Genomic DNA, 18228 nt, shown 5'->3' with positions numbered 1-18228 from the left:
AGATTCAGACGGCCTCTTGAACCATGTGGCCGGAGTGTGCAATCAAATGGCGCGTGTAGTCGCTGCTTGGATTGGCAAACACATTTTCGCATTCGCCTTCTTCAACGATTTTGCCGTCTTTCAACACCATCACGCGGTGGGAAATGGCGCGGATGACGGCGAGGTCGTGGCTGATGATGATGAAGGCGAGGCCGTATTCTTTTTGCAGGCCGCTGAGCAATTCAAGGATTTGTTGTTGCCATTGGACATCAAGCGCGCTGGTTGGTTCGTCCAATACGAGGATTTTCGGGCGGACAATGATGGCACGGGCGATGGCGAGGCGTTGGCGCTGGCCGCCGGAGAATGCGTGCGGATAGCGTTCGAGTGCATCTTCGGGCAGGCCGACTTGTTTGAGGACTTCTTGAACGCGGCGGCGCATTTCTTCGCGCGGCATTTCAGGTTCGTGTACGCGTAAGGCTTCGGAAACGGTATCAAAGACGTTCATGCGCGGATTGAATGCACCGAACGGGTCTTGGAACACCATTTGGATTTCGCGGCGCAATTCATGTCGCCATGGCTCGCCGTTGATGTTCAGGCTGCCTTCGGAGTCGATAAGGTGCATAACGGCTTTCGCCAGCGTGGTTTTGCCGCAACCGCTTTCGCCGATAATGCCCAATGTTTCCCCCGATTTGAGATCGAAAGAAACGGGGTTGAGAATGGTTTTGTCGCGTTTTTTAAACCAGCCGTCTGATTCTTTGACGGAAAAGGCGATTTGTTCGGCCTTAAGGACGGTGGCAGGGTTTTCAGGCAAGGGAGCCACGCGTCGCGTTGTGCCGGCGTTGAGCAACATTTTAGTGTATTCGTGCTGCGGATTAGCGAAGACTTCGGCTGCTTTGCCGGTTTCGAGAATGCGGCCGTCACGCATAACGGCGACATCGTCGGCAAAACGGCGCACAAGGTTCAAGTCGTGCGTAATGTAGAGCATGGTCATGCCGTGTTCTTCCTGCAGGCGTGAGAGCAGGTCGAGGATTTGGGCTTGGACGGCAACGTCCAAAGCAGTGGTCGGTTCGTCGGCAATCAGAAGCTTAGGCTGGGCTGATACGGCCATGGCAATCATGGCGCGTTGGCGTTGGCCACCGGAAAGTTGGAAAGGATAGGCCTGGGCTTTTTGCTCGGGCTGGTGGATGCCGGTTTCGTCCAGGAGTTCGATAGCGCGCGCCCATGCCTGTTTTTTATCCAAACCCAAATGCAGGGACAGGACTTCGGCGATTTGTTCGCCGACGCGCATGACAGGGTTGAGGGCGGTCATGGGTTCTTGAAACACCATGCCGATTTCGCGGCCGCGCAGTTTTTGCAGGGCGCGTTCGGGCTGGGTCAGCAGATTGGTTCCGCAATATTTCAGACGGCCTTCAAAGGTAACCATCGGATTCAGGCGCATAATGCCTTGCGACAATACGGTTTTGCCGCTGCCGCTCTCGCCGACCAATGCCAGCTTGCGGCCGGGTTGCAAGGTCAGGTTGATATCGTGCAGGACTTGCTTGCTCGGAAAGGAGCCGTTTAGGTTTTCGATTTCGAGTATCGGTGTCGTCATGGTCGTGGCCGTCTGAAAAGTTTGTTGATGACAGGTTTTCAGACGGCCTGCATGAATCAAGAGGCCGTCTGAAACAGCGGTTTAGTCTTGAAACTGTTCTTTGAGTTTGCGTTTTAACACTTTGCCTGTGGCATTGCGCGGCAGCTCGTCTTGGAAGATGATTTGTTTAGGGATTTTAAAGTTTGCCAACAGGCCGCGCAGGTGGCTGCGGACTTCGGCTTCTTCCAACTTCATGCCTTCTTTGAGTTGGATAAAGGCAATGATTTCTTCATCGGCGTATTGGTCTTTCACGCCGATTACGGCGGCGGCTTCCACGGCTTCGAGTTTGTAGATGGCTTCTTCGATTTCGCGCGGATAGACGTTTTGGCCTTTGGAGATAATCAGGTCTTTTTTGCGGTCAACGATGAAGATAAAGCCGTCTTCGTCTATGGTGACGAAGTCGCCGGTTTTCAGCCAACCGTTGACAATGGTTTCATCTGTGGCATCAGGCATATTGAGGTAGCCCTGCATGACCGAACCGCCTTTGATGATGAGTTCGCCCACTTCTCCGCGCGGCACTTCGATTAATTCGTCATCGACGGCTTTTACGGTCAGGCCGGGCAGGGCGACGCCGACGCTGGCGGTTTTTTGGCGCTCAGGCGTATTGACGGCAACTACGGGCGAGCATTCGCTCAAGCCGTAGCCTTCCAGCAATTTGGCACGCGAGAATTTGGCTTTGAAGTCGTCAATGGTTTGTCCGGCCAAAGGCGCACCGCCGCTGATGAACAGACGGACGCGGTTGAACCATCTGAAATACCAAGGGATTTTGGCTTTGCTCATGGCAGTGTAAATAGCCGGTACACCGAGGAAAATGGTAGCGTGTTTGAGCAAAACCTGTTTCAACACGTTGGAGAACGGGAAGACGGATTTGACCAAAATAATCGAGCAGGCTTGAGATATCGGCAGCAAAACCATGGCAGTCAGCGTAAAGCTGTGGAACATGGGCAAGAAGACGACGAAGCGGTCTTTTTGCGAGATTTGGAAAATTTGTTCGATGCCCGAAAGGTTGGAAAACAGGTTGCTGTAACTGATTAATGCGCCTTTGGGGTGGCCGGTTGTGCCGGAGGTGTAGATAATGTGCGCCAAATCGTTGACGGACGGCTGACGGCTCAGATTCGGCTTGCCGGGGAATGTACGCGCGGCATCGAAATAGCTGTCATCGCCACTGGCGGCGTTGGTTTTACCAATCCAGATGATTTTATTGACTTTGGTTTTGGCTTTGATGTTTTTGAGTTCTTTGGCCAACGGCGAGGAGGCGAACATAAAGCGTGCGCCGCAGTCATTGAGGATGTAGGAAAATTCTTCGCTTTTCAAAAAGACGTTGAGTGGGACGGCTACCGCGCCGATGGAGGTAATAGCGAAATAGGCGGCAATAAATTCGGGAGAGTTGGAAACGACAAGGGCAACCCTGTCGCCATATTGTACGCCTTGGTGTTGCAGATAGGCGGCGACGGTTTCTACTTCGCGTTTGAGGGAGGAATAGCTGATTTTTTCTTTATCGTTGAAAATGACCGTGCCTTTACCGTTTTTTTGGCAGGCTGCAGTCAGCATAGCGTAAAAATTAGGGTGGGTGTGCATTTCGGAGTTTGTGTCCATATTGTGTCGATTGATGTACGGTTTCGATGAACCGTTTATTTCGAAGGATAGGTTTTACATCCTATCGGTAAAATAAGCAAGAGGCCGTCTGAAAATACTTTCAGACGGCCTTGAGCTTTGCTGGGCTTAGGAAAGCAATATTTTGAATTTAAACTTATTTATTGTGTTGATGGGAATATTCCCATTCTTCAAAGTCTGCCGTTCGGAAGATAGTGCAAGCCGATTGCGTTTCTGTCTCAAGCCATTTCGAGTTTACCGCTGTGTTTGAGGCAGAATCCGGATAACGGGTAGGCAGAGCCAATGTTAGAGACTTTGAGACCTAGCCGTTGTTCAGACGGCCATCGGGTACTTTCTTAAACAGGCGATAGAAATTGTCGCTGGTGTTTTGTGCCAATGTTTCCAAGCTCTCGCCGCGCAGATTGGCTAAGAACTCGGCTGTATAGCGGACGTAGGAAGGCTCGTTTTGTTTGCCGCGTTTGGGAACCGGCGCGAGGAAGGGCGCATCGGTTTCTACCAAGATTCTATCGGCAGGGACGTATTTGGCGGCTTCCTGTATTAGCGGCGCGTTTTTAAACGTCACAATGCCGGAGAAGGAGATGTATAACCCTAAATCCAAAGCGGCTTTGGCAAAGGCGACGTCTTCAGAGAAGCAATGAATCACGCCGGAATTAGTGTGGCATTCTTTCAAAATTCGCAACGTGTCTTCGGCCGCATCGCGCGTGTGGACGATAACGGGCAGGCCGCTTTCGTTGGCTGCTTGGATATGGTCGGCAAAGCGTTGATGTTGCCATGACAAATCGCCTTTGCACCAGTAATAGTCCAAACCGGTTTCGCCGATACCGACGATTTTGGGATGTTTGGCTGCCTCTACCATTTCGGCAATGGTAAATTCTTCTGCTTCTTGGCTGTCGGGATGTATGCCGATGGTGCAGTAGATGTGGTCGTTTGCCTGAGCAATGTCGAAGACTTCGGCAAAACTTTGTTTGCTGACGCTGATGGCAAGCGCCTGTTTGACGCTTTGCGCTTCCATATTGGCAAAGACTTCGGGCAGGCGGTCTTTTAAGCCGTCAAAATTGAGATGGCAATGTGAATCGATTAAGTACATGGTATTACAGGGTAAAAGTAGTGCGGTCGCTGCGCAGGCGCGGACCAAGTTCGGCTTCGATCAGGTTTTTTGCCTGCAGGCAGCTTTCGTGTTCGGAGAATGCAAGGCCTACGCCTTTGGGGCGATGGGCCGAGGTGCGCGCCGGATTGATCCAAACGACTTTAGTTGGCAGGAAGCGTTTGGGATAGTCGGCGATTTCGACGGCCAAGAGGATGTCTTCGCCTAGTGAGAATACGTCATCGGTCGGTACGAACAGGCCGCCGTGTTCTAAAAACGGCATATAGCAGTTGTACAACAGATTGGGGTCTTTGAGTTGCAAAGCCAACATCTTCGCCGGAATGTCTTTTTTATTCATCATTGATTACCTGTTAGGGTTTGTTTTGCCAAAAATCTAAATATTCGATAAGCAGATACTCAAGCTGCATTTTAACACTCAAGGTATGGTATCCGTAAGGGTTGAGCGCGTTCAGACGGCCCAATAGGGCAAACAGCTTGCGTGAATCGGTTTTAGAGGCCGTCTGAAGCAGGGCTTGGGCATGGTGCGGATAATAAAGCGGCGTCATGCTTTGTTGTGCCAAGCCGACATCCATCAGCCACTTTTGCAGCCAGTCGATGAAAACGGCCAGCGGTTGTTTTTGTTTGTCGAACGCGGCGGCGTAGTCGAGTATAGCCAACAGGCGCGGTGCAGCTAACAGCGTCAGCAACTCTTCACGCAATGCGTCCAATTCGGGAGTCGGTGTAAATAAAGGCGCGCCGCTGTGGAATGCCAACAAGGCTTCGGCATTTTCCACGCCCTGTTGACGCAGGTATGTCGCAGCCTGCTCATGGGTAGGCGAGGGCAGCACCATCTGGCGGCAACGGCTTTTGATGGTGGGCAGGAGTTTGTCGCGCGCATGGGTAACGAGCAGGAAAACGACGTGTTGCGGCGGTTCTTCCAAAGCTTTCAACAAACCGTTTGCCGCCTGTGTATTCATGCTTTCCGCCGGATGTACCAATACCACGCGCAGGCCGCCTCGGACAGCGGTCAGGTAAATGTTTTCCACAATATCGCGCACGGCATCGATTTTGATTTGCAGGAGTTTGCGTCCTGTTGCCTCGCCTTCGGGAATTTCCGGCGTGAGTTCGTAAAAGTCGGGATGCGTGTTTTGGTTGAACAAATGGCACGAAGCGCATTCGCCGCATGGCTCATGGCCGGATTTGGGCGATTCGCACAGCAATGCCTGCGCGACAAAGCGGGCAAACTCGGTTTTACCGGTATTTTCTTTGCCGGTAAACAGCCAAGCGTTAGGTCGGTTTTGCCAATGGGCGGCGAGCTGTTGCCATTGGGTTTCATGCCATGGATAAATCATATCGTTTGGGAACTATTAGGTAGGTGGTTATTATACTCTCAGGCCGTCTGAAAAAGGTTTCAGACGGCCTTTAATAAACTGCCTAAAAATTAATCAAATATCGTTCTTCTTTGAAATATCAATGAATAAGCTGATTTATTCACAGCCTTTGCACACGCTTGTTTGGGGAAAATGTGCATTTTGTTTGGGAGTAAAGTTGTGCTTAAAATTTAGGCAGATGTGTTTTTTAATTTTAAATCAGACAGTAATCTGATTTATGCACAAGCTGTCCACGCGATTGAACAGTGAAAATGTGCATGGTGGGGATATATTTCAGACGGTCTTATTTGCTGATTTTCAATAAAGCGGTCAAATCCCCGATAAATTTTGGTTCCCGTTTGATGAGGTAAACAATCAACGGAAGATTACCCACGGCAACAATCAAATACAGCAGCGTGATGCTGTCGAACAACATCAGCAAAACCGCGCTCAAAATGGCGGCTGACACCATAAATACGCCGTTGATGATGTTGTTGGCAGCAACAGCGTGGGCGCGGAAGGTTTCGCTGCTGGCAGTTTGCAGCCAAGTGTAGAGCGGTACGGAGAAGAAACCGCCGAAAAAGCCGATGGCCGACATCACGAGCATAATCGGATACGCCTTTGCTTGCGATAAAAACCAAATAATGCCGTTTAATTCGGTAAAGCGTTGGCCTTGGGTCAGCCACACCAGCAATAATCCACAGACCGTCAGCCCCAGCGTGCCGATGGTAACCAAGCCCAAAATCAGGCGCTCATGGCTGAGTTTGGCGCATAATACCGAGCCGATGGCGATACCGATGGAGAACAGCGCCAACATCAGGTTGAACACATTATCGTTGCCGCCCAAATGGATTTGCGTGAACGTCGGCAGTTGGATGGTATAAACCGAGCCGATAAACCAAAACCATGAAATACCAATGATGGACGTGAATACGGGACGATCGGCTGCTGCTTCACGAATCAGTGAATTCGTGCCTTTGATGATGTTCCATTCGATTTTTGTGTCCGGCATTTTAGCGGGTACAGACGGCATAAACAGGCTGGTCATCGTGCCGCCGACGGCGACTAATAACACCAAACCGCCAACAATATACGGTGAAACGCCTGCGACTGCTGTGCCCAAAATCTGGCCGAGCAAAATGGCGATAAACGTACCCGATTCAATTAGGCTGTTGCCCATAATCAGCTCTTTGTCGTTGAGGTAATCGGGCAAAATTGCGTATTTCAGCGGGCCGAACAAAGTCGATTGCGTACCCATGCAAAACAGGCAGATTAAAAGCAAAGGCGCGGATTGAATATAGAAGCCATATGCCGCCACTGCCATGATGATGATTTCCAACAGCTTGATCCAACGCGCTAAAACTGCTTTATCGAATTTGTTGCTCAGCTGCCCTGACAGTGCGGAAAACAGGAAGTAGGGCAGAATAAACAGCATTGCGCCCAAATTCAGCATTTGGCTGGGCGGCAGAAAGTCGTTTTTACCCAAACCGTAAAAACTGATCATCACGAATAATGCGGTTTTGAACATATTATCGTTCAACGCGCCCAAAAACTGCGTCCCAAAGAGCGGCGCAAAACGGCGGGTTGTGTGGAAATTCAGATTGTCTTTTTTAAGGCTCATTGTTTGGATTCTTTGTCTTCGTCTTTTTCGATCAGTTTTTCAGTGGAGTCGTCGTCCATCAAAATGCGGTGCGCAGGTCCTTCAAGGTCGTCAAACTGTCCGTTTTTACCCGACCACCAGAAAAACCAGCCGATGATAAAGGCCAAAATAATGCTGATGGGGACAAGGATAAACATACTTTCCATTACATCGCTCCGGTCAAATCGGTCAGGATAAAGGTTTTACCGTTGATGGTCAGATATTCGTTGCGCAACGCACCGATATTTTTATCGTCAAAAAACAATTCGATACGGTCTTTAACCACGCGCCAGTATTGTGGGATATCGGTTTGCTCAAAAGGCGACAATACCGCTGCTTCGGCTGCGTCTTCGCTTTGCAGCTTGATTGCGAAGCGTCCGCTTTGCGGCGGATTTTGCGATTCATCATCTGCTAACATAATAAAAAATCCGGCATGTTCGCCGTCTTGAGTGTGGATACTGAAATAATGCATATCGGGAAATCTTCAAAACCGCCGTCATTTTTTCAGACGGCCTAAAATAAAATTCCGTCCATTTTACATCAAATATTAAGTCAAGCAGCCGATTACATTTTTTGTTAGAATACGGCGTTTACTTTGTTAATCTGTTCAGACCGCTACCCACTACGTCCCACAAGGGGTGCAACATAGCCGGAGCCGCAGTCAGGTCCCGACAAAAATGCCGTCTGAAACCTCAAGGAGCATAAAATGACACAAAAATTAATCTTGGTTTTGAACTGCGGCAGCTCTTCCCTCAAAGGTGCCGTATTGGATAACGACAGCGGCGAAGTATTGTTGAGCTGCTTGGCAGAAAAACTCAATCTGCCTGATGCCTATATCACCTTTAAATTCAACGGTGAAAAACGCAAAGTCGATCTTTCTGCCAAACCTGACCATACCGGTGCCGTTGAAGCCCTGATGGAAGAACTGAAAGCGCATGATCTCGACAGCCGTATCGGCGCCATCGGCCACCGTGTCGTCAGCGGCGGCGAGTTGTACAGCGAATCCATCCTCGTTGATGACGAAGTTATCGCCGGCATCGAAAAATGTATTCCGCTCGCTCCGCTGCACAACCCTGCTCACCTCTTGGGTCTGCGTGCCGCACAAAGCATTTTCAAAGGTTTGCCTAACGTTGTCGTATTCGACACCGCTTTCCACCAAACCATGCCGGAACATGCCTACACCTACGCTGTTCCACATGAATTGTATGAAAAATACGGCTTGCGTCGCTACGGCGCGCACGGTACCAGCTACCGCTACGTTTCTGATGAAACCGCCCGTTTCCTCGGTAAAGACAAAAAAGACCTGCGCATGGTGATTGCCCACTTGGGTAACGGCGCATCTATTACCGCCGTCGCCAACGGCGAATCACGCGATACCAGCATGGGTCTGACTCCGCTGGAAGGTTTGGTCATGGGTACCCGCAGCGGCGATATCGACCCTTCAGTTTTCAGCTTCTTGGCTGAAAATGCCAACATGACCATCGCCCAAATCACCGAAATGCTGAACAAGAAATCAGGTCTGCTCGGTATTTCAGGTTTGTCTAACGACTGCCGCACCATCGAAGAAGAAGCTGCCAAAGGTCATCCAGGCGCCAAACTGGCTTTGGAAATGTTCATCTACCGCTTAGCTAAATACATTGGCAGCATGACAGTAGCGGCAGGCGGTTTGGACGCATTGGTCTTTACCGGCGGTATCGGTGAAAACTCCGACATCATCCGCGAACGCGTATTGGGCTACTTGGGCTTCCTCGGTCTGCACATCGACCAAGAAGCGAACCTGAAAGCCCGCTTCGGTAATGCTGGTGTGATTACCACTGCCGACAGCAAAGCTGTTGCCGTTGTGATTCCTACCAACGAAGAATTGATGATTGCACACGATACTGCCCGTCTGAGCGGCCTGTAATCCGTCATTATTGAAAACCTGCCCGCAAGGGCAGGTTTTTTATTGTGTATAGATGAAGAAAATTTTGAAATGGTACTTATGAAGAAAAGGCCGTCTGAAAATGATATTTCAGACGGCCTGAGACCTTTGCAAAATTCCTTTTCCTCCGACAGCCGAAACCTAAACAAAGATTTTCGGCTGTTTTTGTTTCAAATATCCACTGACTCTACTCAAATACCCTCTTAATCCTCTTGGATACCTGATAATCAGGCATCCGGTCACCTTTTAGGCAGCAACAGGCACACTTAGCCTGTTAGCGGCTTTCAATAGGTTCAAACACATCGCTTTCAGATGGCTTTGTGCACTCACTTTAATCAGTCCGAAATAGGCTGCCCGAGCATAGCGGAACTTACGGTGCAGCGTACCGAAGCTTTGTTCGACCACATATCGGGTCTTCGACAAATACCGGTTACGTTTGGTTTGCGTTTCCGTCAGCGGACGGTTGCGGTGGGCTTTGCGCATAATGCCGTCCTGCAACCGATGTTCTTCCAGATATTGCCGGTTTTCCGTACTGTCATAGCCTTTGTCGGCATAGACGGTCGTACCTTTGGGCAGTCCTTCCAATGGGCAGTCCTTCCAACAAAGGCGACAGGTGTTTGCACTCATGGGCATTGGCGGGGGTAATATGCAGTTTCTCGATATAGCCTTCCGCATCGGTACGGGTATGCTGTTTGTAACCGAGTCTGTATAAACCGTTTTTCTTTATCCAACGGGCATCGCTGTCTTTACTCGGTGTGGTTTGGCCGCTGACTTGTCCTTCTTCATCGACTTCTATGGCCTGGCGCTGTTTGCTGCCGGCGGTCTGAATAATGGTGGTGTCAATGACGGCGGCGTATACTTTCTCTACTTTTAGGCCTTTTTCGGCCAGTTGGCAGTTAATCAGTTTTAGCAGTTCGGACAGTGTGTCGTCTTGCGCCAGCCAGTTGCGGTAGCGGCATAAGGTGCTGTAATCGGGGATGCTCAGTTCGTCAAAACGGCAAAACAGGTTGAAATCGATGCGGGTGGTGAGGCTGTGTTCGAGTTCGGGATCGGAGAGGCTGTGCCATTGTCCGAGCAGGACGGCTTTGAACATGGATAACAGGGGATAGGCGGGACGGCCGCGGTGGTCTCTAAGGTAACGGGTTCTTTGACGATTCAGGTATTGTTCGATCGGCTGCCAATCACCTGATCCAACTTCAATAGCGGGAAACGGTCGATGTGTTTGGCGATCATGGCTTGGGCGGTTTGCTGAAAGAAGGTGGTCATGGAAAATCCCCTAAATGTCTTAGTGGGAATTTAGGGGATTTTGGGGAATTTTGCAAAAGTCTCGGCCTTTATTGCTTTAAGCCTTATTCCGGACCGCGGAATGTGTCGTGGCAGGATTTACAGCTTGCACCGGTTTCGCCGTAAGCGGCTTTGATTTCTTCCAATTTGCCGGTTTGTGCGGCGGCGTTGAGTTTCTCAACTGCAGCGGCAAATTTTTCTTCTTCGGCTTTGAAGGTTGCCGTGTCTGTCCAGATGGCAGGCAGGGCGCGGCCGTTGCCTTGAGGGTCGGATTCAAACAGGGTGAACGGTTTTTTGCTGTTTTCGGCGAAGGTTGCGGCGGCTTGTTTGAATTTTTCTACGTCGTAAGGCTCTTCGTCTTTGACCATTTTGCCCATGCGGGTAAACTCGGGCATCATGGATTTGAACGCGGCCGTACGGTCTTCGGAAATCGGGCCTTTAGGCTGGGAAGGCGCGTCGCTGCCGCCGCAGGCGGAAAGGGTAAGCACCACTGTTGCCAAAGCAACAGGGAGAAAACGGGTTTTCATATGGAGTGTGTCCTATTGTAATGATATGATTATCGTTAAATTTAAAATCAGCCGGCCAAACACTCAGGCCGTCTGATAAGGCGTTATCATACCTTAAACCCAAGTCTGAAACGAGTACAGAAAGGAAACGATATGGCAATTTTGATTACCGGAGCATCGGTAGGATTCGGCGCGGCAATGTGCCGTACTTTTGTTGCGGCAGGCTATCATGTCATTGGCGCGGCACGGCGCGAAGACAAATTGCAGCAGTTGGCAGAGGAATTGGGCGAGCAGTTTTACCCGTTGGAAATGGATGTTTCTCGTACGGAGTCGATTCAAAACGCTTTGAACAGCCTGCCCGAGCATTTATCCGAAATCGATTGCCTGATCAACAACGCCGGTTTGGCTTTGGGTTTGGATACTGCCGATAAAGCCGATTTTGGCGATTGGGAAACCATGATTCAAACCAATATCATCGGCCTGACTTTTCTGACCCGCCAGATTTTGCCGCAGATGGTAGCGCGCAAACAGGGCTACATCATCAATTTGGGTTCGATTGCCGGCAGTTATGCTTATTCCGGCAGTAATGTCTATGGTGCAACTAAGGCTTTTGTGCGCCAATTCAGTATGAACCTGCGCGCCGAATTGGCAGATAAAAATATCCGCATTACCAATATCGAACCGGGTTTGTGCGGCGATACCGAGTTTTCCAATGTCCGTTTCAAAGGCGACGACCAGCGTGCGGCCGAGGTTTATGAGAATGTCGAGTTTATCCAGCCGCAAGATATTGCCGATACCGCTTTATGGCTCTATCAACGTCCTGCGCGGATGAACGTCAATTCCATCGAAATCATGCCGGTTGCCCAGACCTTTGCAGGCATGAAAGTTTACCGCGATGAGCCTGCTCCAGTGAAGGAAGAAACGTTTGAAAAACAAAGCATGTCTTTGTTTGGAAAAATTAAATCTTGGTTTAAGTAATCGGCATCAGGCCGTCTGAACGTTTCAGACGGCCTCTTTGTTATCTGAAATTGAACAAACACGTTATAATGTAATTTTTTATTAACAAGGCCGTCTGAAAGGCTGTTTCAGTTATGAACGCAATCAAACAAAAAATCTTAGAACAAGCGCAGCGCGATGGCGTGCAGGTAACCGCATTGCGCGAGCAAGTGCTTGATATTGTTTTGAAACAAAGCGGCGTGATTAAAGCCTACAACGTTCTGTCGCAGATGCAGCAGCAAAGCGAGGGCGTGGTTGCGCCGCCGACGGCCTACCGCGCCCTTGATTTTTGGGCGGAGCAGGGCGTTTTGCACAAAGTGGCGGCGGTCAACGGCTATATTCTGTGCAGCCACGCGCAGCATGAGTGCAACGACCATTGCCATGACCACGAAGAAGCCGAAGCGCACCACAGCGCGTTTATTTTGGTTTGTACCGAATGCGGTACGGCAGATGAGCAGACCTTGAGCCAAGAATGGGCGGCATTGCGTGCGGGCGTGGCCGAAACCGGTTTCTCATTAAAAGAAGAACATGTTGTTTTAACAGGAATTTGTAAAAAATGTCAGAAGTAAAAAAGACTAAAGTCCACCTGATTTCAGGCTTCCTCGGAACAGGCAAAACCACTGCACTCAAAAGCCTGATGGCGCAAAAAGACCCGAATGAAAAATGGGTCATCATCGTCAACGAATTTGGCGAAATCGGCATTGACGGCGCCGTCTTGAGCGACAACGGCATTCCCGTGGCAGAAATTGCCGGCGGCTGTTTGTGTTGTACTGCCGGCGCGCAAATGGGTACGACCGTACAAAAAATGCTGCGCGATGCCCAACCCGACCGCTTGATGATTGAGGCCAGCGGTCTGGCGCATGCCGCCAGCGTTATCGATGAATTGAAAGCCAAGCCGCTCGACAGTATGTTGGAAATCGGCGCGGTCTTTACCGTTGTCGATCCGCGCCAATTCATTAATCCCGATTACGCGCAACAAGCATTGTATAAAGACCAAATCGGCATTTGCGACGTATTGGTCGCTAGCAAAACCGACTTGTGCACGCCGGAGCAACTGGCCGAATTTCATGATAAAGCGGCCAAACTGTTCCCACCCAAAGCCAAAGTCGTTGAAGTACAAAATGCTCAACTCGACATCCAATGGCTTGATATTCCCGTGGTCGAAAAATCGCGCTACCGCCTAAAAGCCTTGCCGGACAACACCATGGGCTTCCAGTCTCAAGGTTTCACTTTCCCTGCCGGACGTGATTTCGACGGCGAAAAACTGACTGATTTCTTCAACGACCTGCCTAAATTTACAGACGGCCTCGTGCGTGCCAAAGGCGTGTTCCAAGTGCTCGGTACTTGGGTATGGCTCAACTGGGTGGACGGACAATGGGGCGCAAATCAGGTTTCATGGCGCCGCGATTCACGCTTTGAGCTGATTGCCAAATCGTTTGACGCGGATTTAATTGAGAAAAAATTGCAGGAGGCTTTGGAGAAGTAAATCATCGGCCAAACGCTTATTAATCAGTTACGATAACGCCGTCTGAAGCAAGCGGTTTCAGACGGCCTTCAAATCAAAAAAATAGAGGAACACTTAACCATGTGGCGTTATATCTTTCATCGTTTGCTCCTTTTGATTCCCACGCTGTTGGGGATTTTGGCGATTACCTTCGCCGTGATTCAGTTTGTTCCCGGCGGCCCGGTGGAGCAGATGGTTCAGCAGCTGACGCAGGGCGCGGTTGGCGGCGAGACGGCGGGACACAGTATGCCCGGAACTTTGGCTAAAAACGGCAACCGCATCAGCGCGGAAGATTTGGCCGCGTTGAATGCTTTATACGGTTTCGACAAGCCGCCTTTGACGCGTTTTGCCGATATGGTATGGAAATTCGCCCGTTTCGATTTGGGCGAGAGCTTTTTCCATCACCAAACCGTATTTGAGTTGGTGAAAGAGAAAATGCCGGTATCGATGAGTTTGGGTTTGTGGACGTTTTTCCTAACTTATTTGATATGTATTCCGTTGGGTATTGCCAAGGCGGTCAGGGATGGCAGCCGTTTCGATACGATTACGGGTATGATCATTTTGGTCGGCTATACTGTACCGCCGTTTGTCTTGGGTTTGGTGTTGCTGGTGTTGTTTGGCGGCGGCAGCTTTTTTGCCTGGTTTCCTCAGGGCGGCTTGGTCGGCGATGATTTTGATACGCTCTCTTGGGCAGGTAAAGTCAAAGATTATTTGTGGCATATGGCCTTGCCGATTACCGCTTCGGTAGCAGGCAACTTGGCGGTGATGACCGTATTGACGAAAAACGTGTTCCTTGAAGAAATCCGCCGTCAATATGTTTATACCGCACGAGCCAAGGGCTTGCCTGAGAAACAGATTTTGTGGAAGCATATTTTCCGCAACGCCATGATTCCTTTGATTACCGGTTTCCCGGCCGCATTTATCGGCGCATTCTTTACCGGAAGCCTGTTGATTGAAACGCTGTTCTCGCTGGATGGTTTGGGTTTGTTGTCTTACGAGGCAGTGATGAAACGTGATTATCCTGTCGTAATGGGTACGCTGTATGTGTTTACGCTGATGGGGTTGTTGGCTAAACTGGTGTCGGATATTTCTTATTCGTGGGTCGATCCGCGCATTCACTTTGGCGGACAGAAATAAGGCCGTCTGAAAATATCTTCAATCCATTATTCAAGAATGTTTCGAACCATGAAAAAGAAAAAATCTACTTCAAACCCTACTTGGCAGGCCTTTAAGCAACATAAGCGCGGTTGGTTGGCTTTGCGGATTTTGGCCGTTTTGTTTGTCGTCACTTTGCTTGCTCCTTTGTGGAGCAACGACAAACCTTTGTGGATACGCTATCAGGGCGAGTATTTCTTCCCCTTGGTAAACGAATATAACGAAACCGCATTTGGCGGCGATTTTGATACGCCTGCGGATTATCTGGATCCGCTTATCCGCCACAACATCACTTCAGACGGCAATTTTGCCCTGTATCTGCCCAATCCTTACGATGCCGATACCTTAAACGATTTTGATACGGCACCCGATCCGGCCAAACCGTCCGAACGGCATATCTTGGGAACGGACGACCGCGGCCGCGATCTGTTGGCGCGCTTGGTTTACGGTTTCCGCGATTCGCTGTTGTTTGCCTTGGTGTTGACTGTGGTGACTACCGTAATCGGCGTGGTTGCAGGCGCGGTACAGGGTTATTTCGGCGGCAAAACCGACCTTCTGATGCAGCGTTTTATCGAGGTTTGGGGCGGTATGCCGGAGCTGTACCTCTTGATTATCCTGTCTTCGTTCTTTAATCCGGGACTGTTGATTTTGCTGGTGTTACTGTCGCTTTTCGGCTGGATGGGTTTGTCCGACTATGTCCGCGCCGAGTTTTTAAAAAACCGTCAGACCGATTACGTTTTGGCGGCGCGCGCGATGGGCGTGGGCAACCGTGAAATCATGTGGCGCCATATCCTGCCCAACAGCTTGACGCCGGTATTGGCTTTCCTGCCTTTCCGTATTTCCGGTGCCGTACTTGCCCTGACCAGTTTGGACTTCTTGGGCTTGGGCGTACCTGCCTCACAGGCGAGCTTGGGTGAGTTGCTGGCACAAGGCAAGGACAACTTGGACGCATGGTGGATCGGTCTGTCTGCCGTTGCTACGCTGACGGTAATGCTGCTTTTGCTGGTCATGATCGGCGAAGGTTTACGTCAGGCGTTTGACGTACGCGCACGCAGTTAATTGCTTTTCTAAAGCGTGAAGAGGGTGGGCGGAAAAGTCTGTCCTTCATTCTCAAGGCCGTCTGAAAAGTTTCAGACGGCCTCATCCATTCGTTTGAATCATTAAAAACCATGAATCAAGAAATCACATTTCTTACGCTTTTTTTGCTCGGTTTTTTTGGCGGAACGCATTGCGTCGGCATGTGCGGCGGATTAAGCAGCGCATTCGCTTTGCAGCTGCCGCCACATTTAAACCGAATCGGGCTGATTGTATTGTTGAACTTGGGGCGCATCAGCAGCTATGTCGTCATTGGCCTGTTGGTCGGTTTGGTCGGGCAGGTCGGCATTTCCTTGGATGATACGCGCGCAGTTCAAAACGGTTTGTATATTGCCGCCAATGTCTTATTGCTTTTGCTTGGACTGTATCTTGCCGGTATTTCGACTGCCGCAACCAAAATCGAAGGCATCGGCAAACCGATATGGAAACGCCTGAATCCTTTGCTGAACAAATTGTTGCCGATTAAATCAGTGCCAGCCTGTTTCGGCGTGGGCGTGCTTTGGGGCTGGCTGCCTTGCGGTTTGGTGTACAGCGCGTCTTTGTATGCCTTGGGCAGCGGCAATGCCTTGCACGGTGGGCTGTATATGCTGGCGTTTGCATTGGGGACATTGCCGAACCTGCTTGCGATGGGCATATTTGCAGCGCAGTTGAAAACCTTTCTTCAAAAACGCATGGTTCGTTTGTGTGCCGGATTATTGGTGGCAGGATGGGCAATATGGCGCTTGGCCGTATTTACAATGGGGCAAATCGGGTAAGGTAAAAAGGTTTTATTTAGTTTGTTGTTTTGCAATTAAAAAGCCGTCTGAAAGATTTTCAGACGGCCTTTTCACAAGAAAGATTTTAATGTATCAAATTCCAAGTCATCTTGGCGGCAATCAGCAGCAACATAATGCCGAAGGCAATTTTGAGTTTTCGGGCGGGCAGCTTGTGCGCCATTTTTACGCCGAGCGGAGCAAAGAGGATGGTGGCAACGCTCAATATGGCCACGGCCGGAAGATAGATAAAGCCTGCCGCACCTTCAGGCAGGTTGGCAATATGCAAACCGTTGGCAAAATAGCCGATGGTGCCGGCAATCGCAATCGGCCATGCTAAACCTGAAGATGTGCCGATGGCGCGGTGTGCCGGAAAGTTGCAATACAGTAGAAATGGAACGGATAGCGAACCGCCGCCGATACCGACCCAACTCGAAGCCGCCCCAAAAAGCGTGCCGACGGCTGTCAGGCCGGGGAGGGCAGGCAGGGTGCGTGAAGGTTTGGGTTTGGAATCGCGTAGGGTTTTGAGTGCGATAAAGGCAAGAAATGCAATAAAGAAAACTTGCAAAGCCAACGTCGGCATATATTTTGCCGACACCGCGCCGAGGAGTACGCCAAGTATCATGCCCGGCGTCATCCGGCGGACGGTCGCACAATCGATGGCGTGTTTTTTATGCTGGGCATACATGCTGGAGAAGGTGGTAAACACCATTACGGCAAAGGAAGTGCCGATGGCAAGATGCTGGGCATAGGGGTGGCCGCCTATGCCTTGCAGCTGCAACGCCCATAAGACAACGGGAACAATCAACGTGCCACCGCCTACGCCGAATAGTCCGGCAATAAAGCCCGCCGCGCTGCCGACGGCGAGCAGGGCAAAGATGATGTCCCAAGACCACATTTCAGACGGCCTTGTCGTGTTTGTGTGCTTTATGGCGTTTTTTAAACCAACGGATGATTGCCATCACATAACCGGACAGGCTGTAACCGAGGAAGAACAGGAAGAGGACGAGCGAAGGCTCCCAGTTAATGAGCAGCAATACCAACACGGCCAACACCATGCCCATAAACGGTACTTGGCGGCGGATGTTGATTTCTTTGAAGCTCCAAAACGGAATCTGCACAATCATGGAAATGCCGGCAAACAGGGTAATGCCCAATGCCCACCAATGCACGCCGGGGAAGCGTTCGACGTGGTGGACCCAAATCAGGCCGACAATCAACGCAGCGGCGGTCGGGCTGGGCACGCCGATAAACCAGCGTTTATCGACTTTGCCGATAAGCGTGTTGAACAGCGCCAAACGCAGGGCAGCACAGGCGCAGTAGATAAAGGCGACGGAATAGCCGATTTTGCCAAACTGCCAAAGTTGCCATTTGTAGGCAATCAGGGCAGGCGCGACGCCGAAACTGACCATATCGGCAAGGCTGTCGAGCTGTTCGCCGAACGCGCTTTGGCTGTTGGTCAGCCGCGCCACGCGTCCGTCCATGCCGTCGAGCAGCATGGAAAGGAAAACTGCAATCGCCGCTGTTTCATAACGTCCGTGCATGGACTGGGTAATGGCGAAGAAGGCGCAAAACAGCGCGGCGATGGTAAAGGAATTGGGCAGCAGGTAAATGCTGTTTTTGCGGATGGAGTTACGCGGAGGAATCGGATTTTCTGTATTTTGTGAGTTGTCCATAATGTTTCCGTATATGCTGCGGG

At 50.5% G+C, this 18228-nt stretch carries 18 protein-coding genes and 1 pseudogene; 7 read left to right on the top strand and 12 right to left on the bottom strand.

Features of this window, described 5'->3' with window-relative positions:
- Positions 1-4: 4 nt before the first annotated feature.
- The 8 genes from ACTHTS_RS01725 to ACTHTS_RS01690 all read right to left on the bottom strand — a co-directional run bounded on the left by ACTHTS_RS01725 (position 5) and on the right by ACTHTS_RS01690 (position 7788).
- The gene (locus tag ACTHTS_RS01725) at positions 5-1570 is read right to left on the bottom strand and encodes an ABC transporter ATP-binding protein (protein WP_440369035.1); all 1566 of its coding nucleotides are present in this window, start codon (positions 1568-1570) and stop codon (positions 5-7) included.
- 81 nt (positions 1571-1651) lie between these two features.
- A complete protein-coding gene (locus ACTHTS_RS01720; protein WP_440369034.1) occupies positions 1652-3205 on the bottom strand; it encodes a fatty acid--CoA ligase in 1554 nt (517 codons plus the stop codon).
- A 319-nt stretch (positions 3206-3524) separates the two neighbouring features.
- Positions 3525-4310, bottom strand: coding sequence for a TatD family hydrolase (locus ACTHTS_RS01715; RefSeq protein WP_049335570.1), 786 nt, complete (start codon positions 4308-4310; stop codon positions 3525-3527).
- A 4-nt stretch (positions 4311-4314) separates the two neighbouring features.
- Positions 4315-4668, bottom strand: coding sequence for a PilZ domain-containing protein (locus ACTHTS_RS01710; RefSeq protein WP_003682949.1), 354 nt, complete (start codon positions 4666-4668; stop codon positions 4315-4317).
- Between the two features lie 10 nt (positions 4669-4678).
- The gene (locus ACTHTS_RS01705; RefSeq protein WP_440369033.1) at positions 4679-5659 is read right to left on the bottom strand and encodes a DNA polymerase III subunit delta'; all 981 of its coding nucleotides are present in this window, start codon (positions 5657-5659) and stop codon (positions 4679-4681) included.
- A gap of 322 nt (positions 5660-5981) precedes the next feature.
- Complete coding sequence (locus ACTHTS_RS01700; RefSeq protein ID WP_440369032.1) at positions 5982-7298, bottom strand: MFS transporter; 1317 nt, start codon at positions 7296-7298, stop codon at positions 5982-5984.
- Positions 7295-7483: a cbb3-type cytochrome oxidase assembly protein CcoS gene (gene ccoS, locus ACTHTS_RS01695; RefSeq protein WP_003681462.1), complete on the bottom strand. Its 189-nt coding sequence runs from the start codon at positions 7481-7483 to the stop codon at positions 7295-7297. Before ccoS ends, ACTHTS_RS01700 begins: the two co-directional genes overlap by 4 nt.
- Entirely contained in the window at positions 7483-7788 is a 306-nt protein-coding gene (locus ACTHTS_RS01690) for an HLGFF motif protein (protein WP_254323827.1), read from the bottom strand. Before ACTHTS_RS01690 ends, ccoS begins: the two co-directional genes overlap by 1 nt.
- Before the next feature lie 234 nt (positions 7789-8022).
- On the opposite strand from ACTHTS_RS01690, the gene ACTHTS_RS01685 reads away from it, so the two are divergent.
- Positions 8023-9219 (top strand): acetate kinase, encoded by a 1197-nt coding sequence (locus ACTHTS_RS01685; RefSeq protein ID WP_440369031.1) that lies wholly within the window; start codon positions 8023-8025, stop codon positions 9217-9219.
- A 264-nt stretch (positions 9220-9483) separates the two neighbouring features.
- Here ACTHTS_RS01685 and ACTHTS_RS01680 read toward each other — a convergent pair.
- Positions 9484-10503, bottom strand: a pseudogene (locus tag ACTHTS_RS01680) (IS5 family transposase).
- A gap of 83 nt (positions 10504-10586) precedes the next feature.
- A complete protein-coding gene (locus ACTHTS_RS01675) occupies positions 10587-11048 on the bottom strand; it encodes a c-type cytochrome (protein ID WP_440369030.1) in 462 nt (153 codons plus the stop codon).
- A 132-nt stretch (positions 11049-11180) separates the two neighbouring features.
- Between ACTHTS_RS01675 and ACTHTS_RS01670 the strand changes: the two genes are divergently transcribed.
- From ACTHTS_RS01670 to ACTHTS_RS01645, 6 genes are all read left to right on the top strand, one after another.
- Positions 11181-12005, top strand: coding sequence for an SDR family oxidoreductase (locus ACTHTS_RS01670; RefSeq protein ID WP_440369029.1), 825 nt, complete (start codon positions 11181-11183; stop codon positions 12003-12005).
- A gap of 113 nt (positions 12006-12118) precedes the next feature.
- Positions 12119-12592, top strand: coding sequence for a Fur family transcriptional regulator (locus ACTHTS_RS01665; RefSeq protein ID WP_049329244.1), 474 nt, complete (start codon positions 12119-12121; stop codon positions 12590-12592).
- On the top strand, positions 12580-13509 hold the full coding sequence (locus ACTHTS_RS01660; protein ID WP_003682934.1) for a CobW family GTP-binding protein: 930 nt from the start codon (positions 12580-12582) through the stop codon (positions 13507-13509). The genes ACTHTS_RS01665 and ACTHTS_RS01660 overlap by 13 nt, the downstream gene beginning before the upstream one ends.
- Before the next feature lie 99 nt (positions 13510-13608).
- Positions 13609-14664, top strand: a complete 1056-nt coding sequence (locus ACTHTS_RS01655; RefSeq protein ID WP_003746080.1) for an ABC transporter permease subunit — start codon at positions 13609-13611, stop codon at positions 14662-14664.
- A 36-nt stretch (positions 14665-14700) separates the two neighbouring features.
- Positions 14701-15741: an ABC transporter permease gene (locus ACTHTS_RS01650; RefSeq protein ID WP_049333261.1), complete on the top strand. Its 1041-nt coding sequence runs from the start codon at positions 14701-14703 to the stop codon at positions 15739-15741.
- Positions 15742-15851: 110 nt separating this feature from the next.
- A complete protein-coding gene (locus ACTHTS_RS01645; protein ID WP_295861832.1) occupies positions 15852-16532 on the top strand; it encodes a sulfite exporter TauE/SafE family protein in 681 nt (226 codons plus the stop codon).
- 85 nt (positions 16533-16617) lie between these two features.
- Here the strand turns inward: ACTHTS_RS01645 and ACTHTS_RS01640 are convergent, their stop codons facing one another.
- Together ACTHTS_RS01640 and pssA are read right to left on the bottom strand one after the other, a co-directional pair.
- Positions 16618-17427, bottom strand: coding sequence for a sulfite exporter TauE/SafE family protein (locus tag ACTHTS_RS01640; protein WP_440369028.1), 810 nt, complete (start codon positions 17425-17427; stop codon positions 16618-16620).
- Position 17428: 1 nt separating this feature from the next.
- Positions 17429-18205, bottom strand: coding sequence for a CDP-diacylglycerol--serine O-phosphatidyltransferase (gene pssA / locus ACTHTS_RS01635; protein WP_440369027.1), 777 nt, complete (start codon positions 18203-18205; stop codon positions 17429-17431).
- Positions 18206-18228: the final 23 nt, after the last annotated feature.

The sequence above is a fragment of the Neisseria sp. P0019.S003 genome, assembly GCF_051957115.1.
Classification (GTDB): Bacteria; Pseudomonadota; Gammaproteobacteria; order Burkholderiales; family Neisseriaceae; genus Neisseria; species Neisseria flavescens_D.
The sequence above is the reverse complement of the archived record's forward strand: the minus strand, read 5'-3'. Positions and strand labels throughout refer to the sequence as shown.